This window comes from Bauldia sp. (assembly GCF_965232525.1).
GTDB lineage: Bacteria > Pseudomonadota > Alphaproteobacteria > Rhizobiales > Kaistiaceae > Bauldia.
The window spans coordinates 1,457,325-1,471,755 of record NZ_OZ246980.1; the positions used below are offsets into that span (position 1 = coordinate 1,457,325).

Here is a 14,431-nt window from a genome sequence, read left to right on the forward strand (position 1 = left end):
TACGTCAGATGGTTTTGCGTTTCGATTGCGACGCGCGGTCGGTCCGGCCTTGCCGGGCCGGTTCGCCAGGATGGTGTGCCTGTGCCAAGCGCAAGGTCATCGTGGACGCTCCCAAAACCGCGCTCCTTCTACGCCAATGGGGGGCCGAGTCAATATGGCGGGCGTTGGCGGCGCTGGTGCTCCTCGTCGCGGCGACGACGATACCGGCCGGCGCCGGCGGCCGCCACATGGTCGGCTTCGAAATCCGGATGGCCTTCGACGGCATCACCCTCGACGGCATCTATTACGATGGCCTGTTCTTCACCGAGACCTATTTCGAGGATGGCTCGATCCGCTATCACGATACCGAAGGGTCGGATTCGGGCGAGTGGATCGTCGAGGACGATACCTTCTGCACCTTCTACGAGAGCCTGAACGGCGCCTGCTTCTTCGTCGAGCGGGAGGGTGACAACTGCTTCACCTTCTTCGAGGCGATCGCCGACGCGGACGGGCGGCTGAGACCGGCGGAGGAATGGACCTCGCGCGGCTGGGACCGGGCGAAGGACTCGACCTGCATCACGGCGCCGACCGCGGAAATCTGAGGCCTCAGGTTTCTTCTTCCTCGTCGTCGTCCTTGAGGCGGCCGGTGTTCTGCTCGAATTCGTGAATCTCGTCCGGTGCGAGGCGACGGAAGACCTCCGGGATCTCCTCGGTGCGACCGAGGTCGAAATAGACCGGGCGGGGATAATCGGGCAGGGCGACGACCAGGTAGTGGGTGCGCATGTTGCGCTTGGCGACCTTCACCCAGTAGCGCCAGTCGCGCATCTGATCGAGCGGCACGTCGATGATCAGCGGGCGGAGCGGGCGCCACACGGCAATGCGGCCCTGGCCGGTCTCGAGATCGGCGTCGAACCAGACGACCTGGTCGCGGTTTTCGGTCCAGGTCGAGTTCATGCCGATCAGGCCGCCACCGACGAACACCACGCCGAACATCGCCCCCCAGGTGTCGTTGGTGCCGACGACGAAGGCCGACCACAGTTCCCAGATGCCGTAGATCATCACCGCCACCAGGATGGCGGCCGAGATGTTGCCGATCCTATTGATGTCACGCTTCTCATAAACGCGGGTCATCGAATGTCTGTCACTCCCAAGCGTCTTCGCTTCCGACTCGTTTTTGTCTTCCCACACATAGCGCAAACCGGTGGTACGCTGAAAAGCGCTGTTTCGCGCCACGCGCCTCTCTGTTCGTTTCCGGTCGTGGAACGGAAAATCATCGCGCAACAGGTTCCAGACCCGACACGAGCCGCCAAGTCGTGCGCGCTTGGAAAACGAAGGCCGATATGCCAACGTTTTCAGAGCACATAAGATGCACTCGGCTGCGGATCGACGAGCGGAGACGTGTGAGATGTATAGCAAGCGCAAGGTCAGGACTTTGATTGCCGCCTCGGCGGTCGCCCTGCTGGCGTTGTTCACAACGAGCGTGGAAGCCAAGAAACATTTCACCATCAACAACTGCGACAGCTCACACCATCAGGTAAGAGTTCAAACGGCCAACAGCCCGGGAGTCGGAACGGTCGATTCGATTCACGTTCATTCCGGTGAAAGCGGCGAGACATATTGCAACACGTCGCCATGTTATCTGTATTTCAAGAGCGGTGGTGAGGAATACTCCAAGCTAACCAGCGATTCGACCTGGTATGTTCATGTGAAGGCGAACCACACCATCACCTACAAAACATACGATTTTTGCGATTGAAAGTGGCTCAAGCGGGCAAAAATGAACGCCTGGCGGCGCGTAGGTTTGGCTGAACTACGCGCACGCTGTTGATCCCGGTCGCCGGCTCTCGCAATCAGCCCGCGGCGTCGAGTTCGGCGACGATCGCCGCGGTCATCTCTTCGGTGCCGACCTTGGTCATCCCCTCGCTCATCAGATCGGGGGTGCGCAGGCCCTTGTCGAGGGCGGCGGCGATGGCCGCGTCGAGGGCGTCGGACTCGGCGACCATGTCGAACGAATAACGCAGCGCCATGGCGAACGAGGCGATCATCGCGATCGGATTGGCGGCGCCGGTGCCGGCGATGTCCGGGGCGGAACCGTGGACCGGCTCATAGAGCGCCTTGCGCTTGCCGGTCACCGGGTCGGCGGCGCCGAGCGAAGCCGATGGCAGCATGCCGAGCGAGCCGGTGAGCATGGCGGCGATGTCGGACAGCATGTCGCCGAACAGGTTGTCGGTGAGGATCACGTCGAACTGCTTCGGCGCCCGCACCAACTGCATGCCGCCCGCGTCCGCCAACATGTGGTCGAGGGTGACGTCGGCATAGTCGGCCTGGTGCACGGCATCGACCACTTCGCGCCACAACACGCCCGACTTCATGACATTGCGCTTTTCCATCGAGGTGACCCGGTTCCGCCGGTTGCGGGCGAGCTCGAAGGCGGCGCGGGCGATGCGCTCGATCTCGTAGGTGTCGTAAACCTGGGTGTCGACGGCGCGCTTCTGGCCGTTGCCGATGTCGGTGATGGTCTTCGGTTCGCCGAAATAGACGCCGCCGGTGAGCTCGCGCAGGATCAGGATGTCGAGGCCCTCGACCAGATCGCGCTTCAGCGACGAGGCATCGGCGAGCGCCGGGTAGCAGATCGCCGGCCGGAGATTGGCGAACAGTTCCATGTCCTTGCGCAGCCGAAGCAGCCCGGCCTCGGGCCGTACCTCATACTCCACCGCGTCCCACTTCGGTCCGCCGACCGCGGCGAGCAGCACGGCATCGGCGCCGTGGGCCTTCTCCATCGCCGCTTCGGAAATGGCGACACCGTGGACGTCGTAGGCGCACCCGCCGACCAGATCCTCCTCGGTGGTGAAGCCGGCGCCGCGCCCGTTGAACCAGTCGATCACCGTGCGGGTGGCGGCCATCACCTCCGGGCCGATGCCGTCGCCGGGAAGGAGCAGGAGCGTGCGGGTGGTCATGGGGGTTGTCTCTCAAAGGCACTGTCGGGTCAGCGACCGTGCCTAAGGTCGGCCCCGGCGAAATGCAAGGATTTCGGGCGAATCGCGCGGCGACCGTCGCTACATCCAGTAGCCCATCATCATCGCCTCGCGGCGGCGGAGCTTTTCCTCATCGGAGAGGCCGGCCTCGGCTTCCTGCAGCGACTTCTGCCAGTCATCGAAGAAGCCGCGGATACCGCGGCGGCGCTGGCCCATACTCTCCATCATCTCGTTCATGGTCCGCAGCCGACGGATCAGGGTGCGCATGAATTGCACCGCGCGCTCCGGATCGTTGTGGATGGAATCCATGAACTCGTCATAGGAGGTGGTGGCGCAGGTGGTGTCGGCGAGCGCCGTGACGGTGGCCGAGCGCCTGCCCGGTTCCAGCAGACACATCTCGCCGAAGGCGTCGCCGGTGCCGAGTTGACCGACGGCCTGAGCCTTCGACCCCTCGCCGATGGTGATCTCGACCGACCCGTCGATGATGAGATAGGCGGTGTCGCCCTCGTCGCCCTCCTTGAGGATGGCGTCTCCGGCCTTGAAGCTGACGGTCTTCATGCTACTGATCCCTGTCTATCGTTCGACTTTTGGGTTGCTGGCGTTAGCCATAGCAGGCACGCGGGCCAGCGGCTACGCGCGTTCGCGCCGCGTGCGTTTCAAAACACTCTGTCTGAAATCAGAAAGGGCTCCGTCGGTCACGGAGCCCGGACGGTCTCGCAGCCTCGACTATGGGGGTGAACATGCAGTGTATATCACCCGCCGGCCGCTTGGCCGACGGTCATCGCCTTCCGCGTCGACGTCGAAACGTCGTGGTCAGTCAGCGCCACCGGGCGGCTGCAGGCTGACCTTGATGCCGAGCGAGTCGAGGACCGCCAGCGCCTTCGCGACCTGGCCGGAGGTATCGCCGTCCTCGAGCTTCGCCAGGAACTTCGTGCGAACATTGGCGGTGGCCGCAAGTTCGTCCTGGCTCAGTCCCTTTTGCTCGCGGGCTTCGCGAACGACTCTGCCAATATCCAGTGGGGTCAAAACCGGTCTCCTTTTTTGGGAAGGGTAAGAGCAAGGCCGACGAATAGCCAGTCGAATAGCCCGGTTCGAACTAAAAAGATACCCTTGAGACGAGCGACATTAGCGGACGCTCGCATTGGGCAGCGGCGTTTGTCGCTATCCCAAAGGGAAGCAGGCCCCACCCACTTTTTCCCAGCTGCGATCGGTGATCTCGTGTGGCGTGTTGGTTGGAGGGCGGAGCCCGGCAGGCGACGTGGTGATGGCTATGGAAGGGATGGTTGGCGGAGGTGGTCGAGAAGATCGCGGTCCCTCGGCGAGAGCCGGCCATCCCGATCCAGGTTCTCCAGGATTGCGACAGCGTCGGCCTTTTGTTTCTCGTCCCGCGTCAACTCGGACAGCCTCGCCAGGCTCTTGGCGGCGTCGACTTGCCACTCCGTGTTGGCCGGATCGCTTTCGGCAAGGCGTTGGGCGATGGCGAGGCCGTCCCGATAGCGTGCGAGGGCTTCGTCGCGCTTGCCCTGCGCGACGAGGACATCGGCGATCCTCTCGTGGCTGATGGAGAGGTCGCGCTGCCATTGGGTGTTGGCCGGATCGCTTTCGACGAGGCGTTGGCGGATGGCGAGGCCGTCCCGATAGCGGGCGAGGGCTTCGTCGCGCTTGCCCTGGTCAACGAGGACATCGCCGATCTTGTTGTGGCTGATGGAGAGGTCGCGCTGCCATTGGGTGTTGGCCGGATCGCTTTCGACGAGGCGTTGGCGGATGGCGAGGCCGTCCCGATAGCGGGCGAGGGCTTCGTCGCGCTTGCCCTGGTCAACGAGGACATCGCCGATCCTGTCATAGCTGACGGACAGATCGCGCTGCCACTCCGTGTTGGCCGGATCGCTTTCGGCGAGCCGTTTGGCTATGGCGAGATCGTGCCGATAGTGAACGAGAGCCTCTTCTCGCTTGCCCTGGGCGACGAGGGCATCAGCGATGTTGTTGTGACTGACGGACAGGTCGCGCTGCCTGTTCGTATCGGCAGGCACCGCTTTGGCTCTGCGTTCCATCGCGGCCTGGACCGCGGCAAGGTGTTCTTCGGCTCCGCTTAGGTCACCGAGAGCAATCGACACGATCCCCTTGGCTTCTTGCGCGACGGCGATATCGCGGTCGTCTTCGCGCTGTTGCGCAAGCGCTATGGCACGATCGAAGGCGACCGTCGCGCTATCGAGTGTTTCGCAGTCCCTCGCCGCGCGGCCCAGTTCGATCCACCCCCAGAAGTCGTCCGGGTCGCGCTCCGCGGCTTCCCGATAAAGGGCCAGGGCATTGCTCCGGTCGGTCGGCGAGACGATCGCGGCGAGGTCACGGGCAGCGCGAGCCAAAGCTCTGTCAACGTCGCCGGCCTGGGCGGCGAGTTCCTGGTACCGTTGCGTCAGGAGATCCCTTATGTCCGTGAGATCACCCTCGAGCCCCACCTCCGCAGCCTCGGCTATTTCCTGTCGCTCCGCCCTGGTGTCACCTGGTGGTGAATCGTGAATCCGATTGAGTGCCGCCAGCAGGCTGGCGCGTTGCTCGGCGGGAAGGTCGTGAAAGGCCCCGAGGATTTGACCCTCAGTTGGCGGGGCGGGGACAGGCGGAGTGGGGCCCGGCGGAGGCTCGCGTTTGAACGGCCAGCGTCCCGCGAAGAAGGCAATCACAGCGTAAATCGCAACAGCCGCCGGGATGACCGTTGTCACAACCCAAGTCACCTGCTCGTTCGCGGGCAGCGCGGAAAACCAGTGCCAGAGGCGCTCAAACCAGTTCATTCGCGTTTGGCTAGTGTCGATGCGATTCTGTTCAGCATAGGTTAGTGCTGGCTGTTCGGGCAATTGGCGCTGATGGCTCCTCCCGGTACCCACCCCTCCCGCCATGAGGGTGTCAGGAGCGGCGTCATACGGGCATTGATGGCGGACGGGGATCGCGGCATGGATCGTCGCATTTTCAGGAGACGTGCCATGCCCGCCGACACCCCGCCCAATCCGCGCGAGCGCGCCGGATATGTCCTCGCATTCGAGGATACGTTTGCAGGCGACAGCCTCGACCCGTCCAAGTGGTGGCCTTACGACCTGCCGCACTGGAGCTCGCGGGCGGCGTCGGCGGCGCGCTACACGGTGGCCGACGCGGCGCTGACCCTCTTCATCGCCGCGGACCAGAAGCCGGCCAAGCCGGAGACCGACGGGGACCTGCGCTCGTCCGTGCTCCAGACCGGCCAGTTCTCCGGCCCGGTGGGGAGCCCGGTCGGCCAGCACCGGTTCGCCCCCGGATTGACCGTGCGGGAGGCACAGGAAACCCAAAAGCTCTACCTGCCGCATTACGGTCTGATCGAGATGCGGGCGAAGATGGACCTTGGCCGTGACGATCTCGCGGCGCTGTGGACCATCGGCTTCGAGGACGAACCGGGCCGGTCCGGCGAGATCACCATCTGCGAGGTGTTCGGCAAGGGAGTCACGGCCGACACGGCCGAGCTCTGCTACGGGATCAAGCCGATCACCGATCCGAAGCTAAAGGACGGCGATCTTCGTACCGACACGCTGCCGTTCGATCCGGCGGACTTTCATATCTACACCGCGGAGTGGACGCCGGACGGGGTGGCCTTCTTCCTCGACAACAAGGAACTCGGCCGGGTCTCACAGAGCCCGGACTATCCGATGCAGTTGATGCTCGGCGTCTTTGCGTTGCCGGCGACGCAGGCGTCTGCTGGTCCCCGTCATCTGCCGACTTTCACCGTCGACAGCGTGCGGGGCTACCGGCGGGCGGGCTGAGGTTTGCTTGGCGGGGGTGAGGGGCGTGTCGCGCGTGCTTCCGGGCTCCGCTGACGCGCAGGTCCTCAGCATGAGGGAGGCCGGTGAGTCGATGGCGTGGGACGTTCCGGGTCGAGCGAGTTACGACCTCATCTTGAGAGCCTGCCCCCGACCCGATCGGGAGTGCGTGGGCGTGACCCCGAGCCTCGAAGGACGCGCACAACAGGCCGGCGCGACTTCCCTCTCCCCTTGCGGGAGAGGGCTTGCGGCGTTGGCGTCGCAGGTCGCGGAACGCGGCCGAGACGCTTAGGCCCGCAAGGGTGAGGGGTGTCGAACGACGCCGATGATGCGTGGCGAATCTCACCCCTCACCCGGTTTGCCTAAAGGCTCGTGCCTCGCCAAGGCAACCCTGCCCTCTCCCGCAAGGGGAGAGGGACTGGCGCCACCCGCTTTTTTGACGCGCTGCAATATCAGCGCTAGAACCTCTCCAGATTCCAATGTGGTTCGTTGGTCGCTGAAGGGGAGCCATGTCGAGCGCGGAAACCAAGGCAAACCGGCCGGTTTCGCCCCATATCCAGATCTACCACTGGCACCTGACGATGGTAATGTCGATCTTCCATCGGGCCACGGGAATCGCACTCTATGTGGGGATGGCGCTGCTCGCCTGGTGGCTGCTCGCCGCCGCGACCGGCCGCGGCGCGTTCGTCTTCATCAACGGCCTGCTCGGCTCCTGGGTCGGGCTGGTCGTCCTGTTTGGTCTGACCTGGTCGCTGCTCCACCACATGCTCGGCGGCCTCCGCCATTTCATCTGGGATACCGGTCGTGGCCTTGGCAAACCGGCGCGCGACCAGCTGGCGCTGGCGACGATCGTCGGCTCGGGCGTGCTGACCGTGATCGTGTGGATCATCGGCGTGGCGGTGGCGTGATGGCCGACACGATGCGCACGCCGCTCCACCGGGTGCTCGGCCTCGGTTCGGCCAAGTCGGGCACGGAAGCCTACTGGCGCCAACGGCTCACCGCGCTCGCCAACATCCCGCTCACCATCGGCTTCATCATCATCGCCATCAAGGTCGCCGACGAAGGCTATCGCAGGGTCGTCGACGTCTTGTCATCGCCGCTGGTCGCTATAGTTCTGGCGCTGATGGTGGTGTCGGTGACCGTCCACATGCGTCTCGGCATGCAGGTGGTGATCGAGGATTACGTCCACGGTGCCGTGCGGCGGCAACTGGCGATGGTCACCAACACCTTCTTCTCGATCGCGGTCGGCGCCGTCAGCTTGTTCGCGATCCTCAAGCTCGCCTTCGGAGGCTGAAGTCGGAAATGGCAGACGGTTCGAACGGTTCCGAAGCGCCCGGCGTCAATGGTCGGGCCTATCCGTTTACCGATCACACCTTCGACGTGGTGGTGGTCGGCGCCGGCGGCGCCGGCCTGCGCGCGGCGCTCGGCGCCAGCCAGGCGGGTCTCAAGACCGCCTGCATCTCCAAGGTCTTTCCGACCCGCTCGCATACAGTGGCCGCGCAAGGGGGAATCTCCGCCGCGCTCGGCAATATGGGCGAAGACGACTGGCGCTGGCACATGTACGACACCGTCAAGGGATCGGACTGGCTCGGCGACCAGGACGCGATCGAATATCTGTGCCGCGAAGCGCCGGCCGCCGTCTATGAGCTCGACCATTTCGGCGTGCCGTTCAGCCGCACCGAGGAAGGCAAGATCTACCAGCGCCCGTTCGGCGGCATGACCACCGACTACGGCAAGGGGATCGCCCAGCGCACGTGCGCCGCCGCCGACCGCACCGGCCACGCCATCCTTCACACCCTCTACGGCCAGTCGCTGCGCCACTCGGCCGAGTTCTTCATCGAGTATTTCGCCATCGACCTGATCATGGAGGATGGCGCCTGCCGCGGGGTGGTGGCGCTGTGCCTCGAGGACGGATCACTGCACCGCTTCCGCGCCCACAAGACGGTGCTCGCCACCGGCGGCTACGGCCGCGCCTATTTCTCCTGCACCTCGGCCCACACCTGTACCGGCGACGGCAACGCCATGGTGCTGCGCGCCGGGTTGCCGCTGCAGGACATGGAGTTCGTCCAGTTCCACCCCACCGGGGTCTACGGCGCCGGCGTGCTGATCACCGAGGGCGTGCGCGGCGAGGGCGGCTATCTCACCAACGCCGAAGGCGAGCGGTTCATGGAGCGCTATGCGCCGAGCGCCAAGGACCTCGCCTCGCGGGACGTGGTCAGCCGGGCGATGACCATCGAGATCCGCGAAGGTCGCGGCCACGGAGACACCAAGGACCACATCCACCTGCACCTGTCGCACCTCGATCCCGACGTGATCCATCACCGCCTGCCGGGCATCTCCGAATCGGCACGCATCTTCGCTGGCGTCGATGTGACCCGCGACCCGATCCCGGTGCTGCCGACGGTCCACTACAACATGGGCGGCATCCCGACCAATTATCACGGCGAGGTGCTGACCAAGGTCAATGGCGACCCGGATCAGGTGGTGCCGGGGCTGATGGCGATCGGCGAGGCGGCCTGCGTCTCGGTGCACGGCGCCAATCGGCTCGGCTCGAATTCGCTGATCGACCTGGTGGTGTTCGGTCGCGCCGCGGGACTACGATGCGGCGAGACGATCGATTCCAGTGAAAAGCACCGGGACCTGCCGAAGGACGCCGGCGACCTCGCCGTCGGACGGCTCGACCGCTTCCGCAACGCCGATGGCGGCACGCCGACGGCCAAGCTCCGCCTCGACATGCAGATGGCGATGCAGGAGGACTGCGCGGTGTTCCGCACCGGCGACGTGCTCGCCCAGGGGCGCGACCGAGTGCACGCGATCTGGTCGGGCAGCGACGATATCCGGGTCACCGACCGGTCGCTGATCTGGAACTCCGACCTGGTCGAGACGCTGGAGTTCGACAACCTGATCGCCCAGGCGGTGGTGACGGTCGAGTCGGCGCTGAACCGGACCGAGTCCCGCGGTGCCCACGCTCGCGAGGATTATCCGGACCGGGACGATCAGGATTGGATGAAACACACGCTGGCGTTCATCGATCCGGAACAACAGACGGTGCGACTCGACGACCGGCCGGTGCACACCTATACGCTGTCGAACGACGTCCAGTACATCGAACCGAAGGCGCGGGTGTACTAGCCCTTCAGGCGCTCTCCGGACCGAGCCGCATGATCCTCAGCCGCAAGTATCGGTTCATCTTTCTGCGCACCGCCAAGACCGGCAGCACCAGCACCGAACTGGCGTTGTCGCCGGCCTGCGGGCCGGACGACATCCTGGCGCCGCTCAGCCGCAAGGAGGAGCGCAAACGCAAATTGTCGCCGGCCCGGAACTACGCGCTCGGGATCGGCCACTTCGGAATCAAGCTTCCCGGTGAGTTCCGGCATCACTTTCCGCAATTCTACGGCTACTACAATCACATGCCGGCCAGGCAGATTCGCCGGCTCGCCGGCGACGACGTCTGGAACGACTTCTACAAGTTCACCATCGAGCGCAATCCGTGGGACCGGCAGGTATCGTTCTATTTCTGGCGAACGCGGAAGAGCAAACCACAGCCGGATTTCCGAAGCTTCATGCTTTCGCGCCGGCACAGCGGCAAGGCGTTCCGCTCGGCGCGGATGAAGAACTGGTGGACCTATACGATCAACGACGAGATCGTCGTCGACCGGGTGATCCGCTATGAAAACCTTGACGCGGAACTCCAGGCGATTCGGTCCGAACTCGGGATTGCCGAACCTGTCACCCTGCCAAGCGCCAAATCGCACACGAGGAAGGACCGGCGACCGTACCGGGACTACTATGACGAGGAGACCCGCGCGCTGGTCGCCGACTGGTACAAGCGCGAGATCGACGCCTTTGGGTGGACGTTTTAAGATGGCAGGCGCGTCGTGATCGTCAGCCACAAGCACCGGTTCATCTTCCTCAAAACCGAGAAGACCGCCGGGACCAGCCTCCACCACGCGCTGGCGCCGTTTTGCGGGCCGGATGACATCATCGTCGGACCGCGCCGCCACCCCAAGACGAACAAGCCGATCGGTCGCAAGCCGGACCCCGGCCTGATCGGACGCCATATCGATGTGCCGAAGGCGTTCAAGCGCCGGTTTCCGGCGCTCGGTGGTTACTACGCGCATATGCCCGCCGCGCAGGTCCGCGCGTTGGTCGGGGACGATGTGTGGCGCGGCTATTTCAAGTTCGCGGTGGAACGCAATCCATGGGACAGGCAGGTCTCCAACTATTTTCACCGGGCCAACCGCCGCGAAAAACGTGGCCTGTCGCCGAAGAGCTTCGACGCCTACATCACGTCACCGATCCTGCGGCGAGTGCACCATGTCCGCCTCGACAATTGGCGCATCTACACCATCGACGACGCGATCGCGGTCGATGACGTGCTCCGCTACGAGGATCTCGACAACGCCTGCCGGGGGTTAGCCGAACGACTCGGCCTGCCCAAGACGATCGCGCTACCCCGGGTGCGGGGCGAGCACCGGCCAGATGGACATGGCTATCGCAGCTACTACTCCGAGCGGACGGCAGCGATCGTCGGGCGTTGGTATGCCAAGGAAATCGAGGCGTTCGGCTATGCCTTCTGACGTCGTGGCTGCCGGCGGGGTGTGCGGATGACTACCGCGGAGACGGCAGGTTACTCCGGCAAGCCGATTTCGGCGAAGCTCGGCTTCAAGCCCGGGATGACGGCGGCATTCGTTGCGCTGCCCCGCGCATGCGAGTCGCTGGCGGCGTGGCCGGACTTCGGCACGGTGACTCGCGCCGACACCTGGACGACGCCGCTGAAGCCCGAAACGTTCGACCTGATCCACGCGTTTACGGCCAGCGCCGAGGAATTGGCAGCCGGGCTGCCGATGCTTCAGGCGGCGATCCGCCGCGACGGGATGATCTGGATTTCCTGGCCCAAGAAGGCCGCGAAGGTGCCGACCGATGTGACCGAGGACGTGGTGCGCAGCGCGGCGCTGAGGCTCGACCTCGTCGACGTCAAGGTCGCGGCGATCGACGCGGTTTGGTCTGGCTTGAAGCTGGTCATCCGCAAGGAGCGACGCTAGGTATGTTCAGAACATCGGCGAAAGGTCAGTGATGCGGCAATCTGTTGAAGCTCCGTCGCCTACAGCGGCCGCCAGACGTGATTGGCGCCTACGAGCCGATTTGCGTTCGAACCGTCGCGGGATCGGCGACAACCGGCGAGGGCGAGGGAGCATGTATGCCATAACCTTCGACTTGGACACGCAAGTTCTTGAAGCAAGCTACGGAGCCGCCGGTTGGCGCAATGCCTACACCGACATTCGCAATGCCCTGCGCGGTCACGGCTTTGATTGGCAACAGGGCAGTGTCTATTTCGGCGATGAAGACGTAACAGCCGTCACCTGCGTCCTGGCGGTTCAGGATCTCACACGAACATATCCTTGGTTCAGCGCGTCTGTCCGAGATATTCGGATGCTGCGGATCGAGGAGAACAACGACCTGACGCCCGCTATCGAACAGGCCTCGAAATAGGTATTGCGAATATGGCTGAAATCACCCTTCCCAAGAACTCGCGGGTCATGCCCGGCAAGGTGTGGGAGAAACCGGCGGGCGGCACCCAGCGCGATTTCCGGGTCTATCGCTACAATCCGGACGCGCCCGACAATCCGCAGGTGGACACCTATACGGTCGATACCGACGATTGCGGACCGATGGTTCTGGACGGCCTGATCTGGATCAAGAACACCGTCGACCCGACCCTCACCTTCCGGCGGTCCTGCCGGGAAGGGGTATGCGGCTCGTGTGCCATGAACATCGACGGGACCAACACACTGGCCTGCACCAAGGCGATGGACGACATCAGCGGGCCGATCACCATCTACCCGCTACCGCACCTGCCGGTGGTCAAAGACCTGGTGCCCGACCTCACCAATTTCTACGCGCAGCTCCGGTCGATCGACCCGTGGCTCCAGACCGAGACGCCGACACCGCAGAAGGAGTGGCGCCAGTCGCCGGAAGATCGCGATCGGCTCGACGGTCTCTACGAATGCATCCTGTGTGCCTGCTGCTCGACCGCGTGCCCCTCCTACTGGTGGAACGGCGACCGGTATCTCGGTCCGGCGGTGCTGTTGCAGGCCTATCGATGGCTGAGCGACTCGCGCGACGAGGCGGCCGGATCGCGGCTCGACGACCTGGAGGACCCCTTCCGCCTCTACCGCTGCCATACGATCCTCAACTGCGCCCAGACCTGCCCGAAGGGCCTCAACCCGGCGAAGGCGATCGCCGAGGTCAAGAAGATGATGATCGAGCGCCACTACTAGCGCTTGTGTCGTGGGCGGTGGTTTGTGCTTCGAGGCTCCGCGCTGATGCTCACACGGCGCTGCGTGCTTCGAGGCTCCGCTAGCGCGGAGCGCCTCAGCATGACGGTGTTGGAGGTCTTGGCGGATGGGTCGTGCGATCAACAGCCAGCCAAAGTCCACCGATCTCATCCTGAGGTGCGAGGGCGTGAGCCCGAGCCTCGAAGGACGCAGCAACCTTAGGCCTTGGGCAACGAGACAGCCCCTAAAACGCCTCCTCCAGAATCGCCCGGTACTCGGCCACCGTGGCGATGCGGGGATTGGTGGCGTGGCAGTGATCCTTGGTGGCGGCGACGGCAATTGCGTCGCAGTCGGCCGGGGTGACACCCAGGGCCCGGAGCCCACTCGGGATGCCGATCCGGTGGTTGACGGCGGCTATCGCCTCGTCCGGCGGATCGCCTAATATGCCGGCGAGGACGTCCCACTTGTCGCCGATCGCCGGGCGATTGAAGCGCAGCACCGCAGGCGCCAGGATGGCGTTGAGGGTGCCGTGGTGGAGGGACCCGTCACCGAGCGTGCCCATCGGATGGGTGAGCGAATGGATGGCGCCGAGGCCTTTCTGAAATGCCATCGCCCCTTCGGTCGCCGCCATCATCATGTTCCAGCGGGCATCGCGGTCCGTGCCGTCCTCGACGGCGCGGGGCAGAGCGGCGACACCGCGGCGCAGCCCATCGAGGGCAATGGCGTCAGCAGGCGGATTGACCGCCGCCGACATGTAGGTCTCCAGGCAATGGGAGAGCGCATCCATGCCGGTCGCCGCGGTGAGGAACGGCCCGAGGCCGAGCGTCAGCTCGGGATCGCAGACCGCCAGGCTCGGCAGCATGTGCGGCGACAGGATGCCAAGCTTGCGGCCATCGGCGAGCGTGATGATCGCGCCGCGACCGACCTCCGAGCCGGTACCGGCGGTGGTGGGAACCGCGATCAGCGGGCAAATGTCGCCGCCGATCCTGGCCATGCCGCCCTCGATCGCCGCGTATTGGGCCAGCGGCGGCGGATGGCCGGTGAGCAGGCGGACACCCTTGGCGAGATCGATGGACGAGCCGCCACCAAAGGCGATGATCCCGTCGCAGGCGTTGGCGCGATAGACGTCGAAAGCCGCGAGGACGGCGTCCTCGGTGGGATTGGCCGGTGTCGCATCGAAGAGGGCCGGGCGAACATCGAAAGCGTCGAGCAGACGGTCGACCAGGCCGATTTCGGTCAAGCCCGGATCGGTGACCACCAGCGGCGTTGCGATGCTGAGTTCCGCGGCATAGGCCGGGGTTTTCACGACTTCGCCGAAATCGAAGGCGACTCGGGTGAGATAGTTGATGATGGCCATGGGCGCTGCCCTCCCTGGGGAGCGGTGTGGCGCGGGACGGCTATGGGCGTCAACCGGGGATGG

General features: G+C 64.7%; 17 protein-coding genes. 11 read left to right on the forward strand and 6 right to left on the reverse strand.

Annotated features, from left to right (window positions below; genetic code table 11):
• Positions 1-101 precede the first annotated feature (101 nt).
• Positions 102-581: a hypothetical protein gene (locus tag ACO076_RS07040; RefSeq protein ID WP_421726013.1), complete on the forward strand. Its 480-nt coding sequence runs from the start codon at positions 102-104 to the stop codon at positions 579-581.
• Positions 582-585: 4 nt separating this feature from the next.
• Here the strand turns inward: ACO076_RS07040 and ACO076_RS07045 are convergent, their stop codons facing one another.
• The gene (locus ACO076_RS07045; protein ID WP_421726014.1) at positions 586-1,110 is read right to left on the reverse strand and encodes a hypothetical protein; all 525 of its coding nucleotides are present in this window, start codon (positions 1,108-1,110) and stop codon (positions 586-588) included.
• A 274-nt stretch (positions 1,111-1,384) separates the two neighbouring features.
• On the opposite strand from ACO076_RS07045, the gene ACO076_RS07050 reads away from it, so the two are divergent.
• Positions 1,385-1,735 (forward strand): hypothetical protein, encoded by a 351-nt coding sequence (locus ACO076_RS07050; protein WP_421726015.1) that lies wholly within the window; start codon positions 1,385-1,387, stop codon positions 1,733-1,735.
• A gap of 94 nt (positions 1,736-1,829) precedes the next feature.
• Here the strand turns inward: ACO076_RS07050 and leuB are convergent, their stop codons facing one another.
• The 4 genes from leuB to ACO076_RS07070 all read right to left on the reverse strand — a co-directional run bounded on the left by leuB (position 1,830) and on the right by ACO076_RS07070 (position 5,671).
• Positions 1,830-2,936, reverse strand: a complete 1,107-nt coding sequence (gene leuB, locus ACO076_RS07055; RefSeq protein ID WP_421726016.1) for a 3-isopropylmalate dehydrogenase — start codon at positions 2,934-2,936, stop codon at positions 1,830-1,832.
• Positions 2,937-3,035: 99 nt separating this feature from the next.
• On the reverse strand, positions 3,036-3,512 hold the full coding sequence (locus ACO076_RS07060; protein ID WP_421726017.1) for a Crp/Fnr family transcriptional regulator: 477 nt from the start codon (positions 3,510-3,512) through the stop codon (positions 3,036-3,038).
• A 255-nt stretch (positions 3,513-3,767) separates the two neighbouring features.
• Positions 3,768-3,980 (reverse strand): helix-turn-helix domain-containing protein, encoded by a 213-nt coding sequence (locus ACO076_RS07065; protein WP_421726018.1) that lies wholly within the window; start codon positions 3,978-3,980, stop codon positions 3,768-3,770.
• A gap of 242 nt (positions 3,981-4,222) precedes the next feature.
• The gene (locus tag ACO076_RS07070) at positions 4,223-5,671 is read right to left on the reverse strand and encodes a tetratricopeptide repeat protein (protein ID WP_421726019.1); all 1,449 of its coding nucleotides are present in this window, start codon (positions 5,669-5,671) and stop codon (positions 4,223-4,225) included.
• A gap of 258 nt (positions 5,672-5,929) precedes the next feature.
• On the opposite strand from ACO076_RS07070, the gene ACO076_RS07075 reads away from it, so the two are divergent.
• The 9 genes from ACO076_RS07075 to ACO076_RS07115 all read left to right on the forward strand — a co-directional run bounded on the left by ACO076_RS07075 (position 5,930) and on the right by ACO076_RS07115 (position 13,014).
• Positions 5,930-6,736 carry a glycoside hydrolase family 16 protein gene (locus ACO076_RS07075; protein ID WP_421726020.1) on the forward strand — a complete coding sequence of 269 codons (807 nt, stop codon included), beginning with the start codon at positions 5,930-5,932 and terminating at the stop codon, positions 6,734-6,736.
• A gap of 506 nt (positions 6,737-7,242) precedes the next feature.
• On the forward strand, positions 7,243-7,641 hold the full coding sequence (sdhC, locus tag ACO076_RS07080; protein WP_421726021.1) for a succinate dehydrogenase, cytochrome b556 subunit: 399 nt from the start codon (positions 7,243-7,245) through the stop codon (positions 7,639-7,641).
• Positions 7,641-8,027, forward strand: coding sequence for a succinate dehydrogenase, hydrophobic membrane anchor protein (gene sdhD / locus ACO076_RS07085; protein ID WP_421726022.1), 387 nt, complete (start codon positions 7,641-7,643; stop codon positions 8,025-8,027). The genes sdhC and sdhD overlap by 1 nt, the downstream gene beginning before the upstream one ends.
• Before the next feature lie 8 nt (positions 8,028-8,035).
• Positions 8,036-9,865, forward strand: coding sequence for a succinate dehydrogenase flavoprotein subunit (gene sdhA, locus ACO076_RS07090; protein ID WP_421726023.1), 1,830 nt, complete (start codon positions 8,036-8,038; stop codon positions 9,863-9,865).
• Positions 9,866-9,894: 29 nt separating this feature from the next.
• Positions 9,895-10,596 (forward strand): sulfotransferase family 2 domain-containing protein, encoded by a 702-nt coding sequence (locus ACO076_RS07095; protein WP_421726024.1) that lies wholly within the window; start codon positions 9,895-9,897, stop codon positions 10,594-10,596.
• 15 nt (positions 10,597-10,611) lie between these two features.
• Positions 10,612-11,313 (forward strand): sulfotransferase family 2 domain-containing protein, encoded by a 702-nt coding sequence (locus ACO076_RS07100; protein ID WP_421726025.1) that lies wholly within the window; start codon positions 10,612-10,614, stop codon positions 11,311-11,313.
• A gap of 27 nt (positions 11,314-11,340) precedes the next feature.
• Positions 11,341-11,778 carry a DUF3052 domain-containing protein gene (locus tag ACO076_RS07105; protein ID WP_421726026.1) on the forward strand — a complete coding sequence of 146 codons (438 nt, stop codon included), beginning with the start codon at positions 11,341-11,343 and terminating at the stop codon, positions 11,776-11,778.
• 151 nt (positions 11,779-11,929) lie between these two features.
• A complete protein-coding gene (locus ACO076_RS07110) occupies positions 11,930-12,226 on the forward strand; it encodes a virulence factor (RefSeq protein WP_421726027.1) in 297 nt (98 codons plus the stop codon).
• A gap of 11 nt (positions 12,227-12,237) precedes the next feature.
• Positions 12,238-13,014 (forward strand): succinate dehydrogenase iron-sulfur subunit, encoded by a 777-nt coding sequence (locus tag ACO076_RS07115; protein WP_421726028.1) that lies wholly within the window; start codon positions 12,238-12,240, stop codon positions 13,012-13,014.
• A gap of 241 nt (positions 13,015-13,255) precedes the next feature.
• On the opposite strand, the gene ACO076_RS07120 is transcribed toward ACO076_RS07115, so the two are convergent.
• Positions 13,256-14,368 carry an iron-containing alcohol dehydrogenase gene (locus ACO076_RS07120; RefSeq protein WP_421726029.1) on the reverse strand — a complete coding sequence of 371 codons (1,113 nt, stop codon included), beginning with the start codon at positions 14,366-14,368 and terminating at the stop codon, positions 13,256-13,258.
• Positions 14,369-14,431 lie beyond the last annotated feature (63 nt).

What these genes read in the sequence shown, in the direction of transcription:
- ACO076_RS07045 (WP_421726014.1), bottom strand. Translation starts at nt 1,110, where the DNA reads ATGACCCGCGTTTATGAGAAGCGTGACATCAATAGGATCGGCAACATC.
- ACO076_RS07050 (WP_421726015.1), top strand. Translation starts at nt 1,385, where the DNA reads ATGTATAGCAAGCGCAAGGTCAGGACTTTGATTGCCGCCTCGGCGGTC.
- leuB (WP_421726016.1), bottom strand. Translation starts at nt 2,936, where the DNA reads ATGACCACCCGCACGCTCCTGCTCCTTCCCGGCGACGGCATCGGCCCG.
- ACO076_RS07060 (WP_421726017.1), bottom strand. Translation starts at nt 3,512, where the DNA reads ATGAAGACCGTCAGCTTCAAGGCCGGAGACGCCATCCTCAAGGAGGGC.
- ACO076_RS07075 (WP_421726020.1), top strand. Translation starts at nt 5,930, where the DNA reads ATGCCCGCCGACACCCCGCCCAATCCGCGCGAGCGCGCCGGATATGTC.
- sdhC (WP_421726021.1), top strand. Translation starts at nt 7,243, where the DNA reads ATGTCGAGCGCGGAAACCAAGGCAAACCGGCCGGTTTCGCCCCATATC.
- sdhD (WP_421726022.1), top strand. Translation starts at nt 7,641, where the DNA reads ATGGCCGACACGATGCGCACGCCGCTCCACCGGGTGCTCGGCCTCGGT.
- sdhA (WP_421726023.1), top strand. Translation starts at nt 8,036, where the DNA reads ATGGCAGACGGTTCGAACGGTTCCGAAGCGCCCGGCGTCAATGGTCGG.
- ACO076_RS07095 (WP_421726024.1), top strand. Translation starts at nt 9,895, where the DNA reads ATGATCCTCAGCCGCAAGTATCGGTTCATCTTTCTGCGCACCGCCAAG.
- ACO076_RS07105 (WP_421726026.1), top strand. Translation starts at nt 11,341, where the DNA reads ATGACTACCGCGGAGACGGCAGGTTACTCCGGCAAGCCGATTTCGGCG.
- ACO076_RS07110 (WP_421726027.1), top strand. Translation starts at nt 11,930, where the DNA reads ATGTATGCCATAACCTTCGACTTGGACACGCAAGTTCTTGAAGCAAGC.
- ACO076_RS07115 (WP_421726028.1), top strand. Translation starts at nt 12,238, where the DNA reads ATGGCTGAAATCACCCTTCCCAAGAACTCGCGGGTCATGCCCGGCAAG.
- ACO076_RS07120 (WP_421726029.1), bottom strand. Translation starts at nt 14,368, where the DNA reads ATGGCCATCATCAACTATCTCACCCGAGTCGCCTTCGATTTCGGCGAA.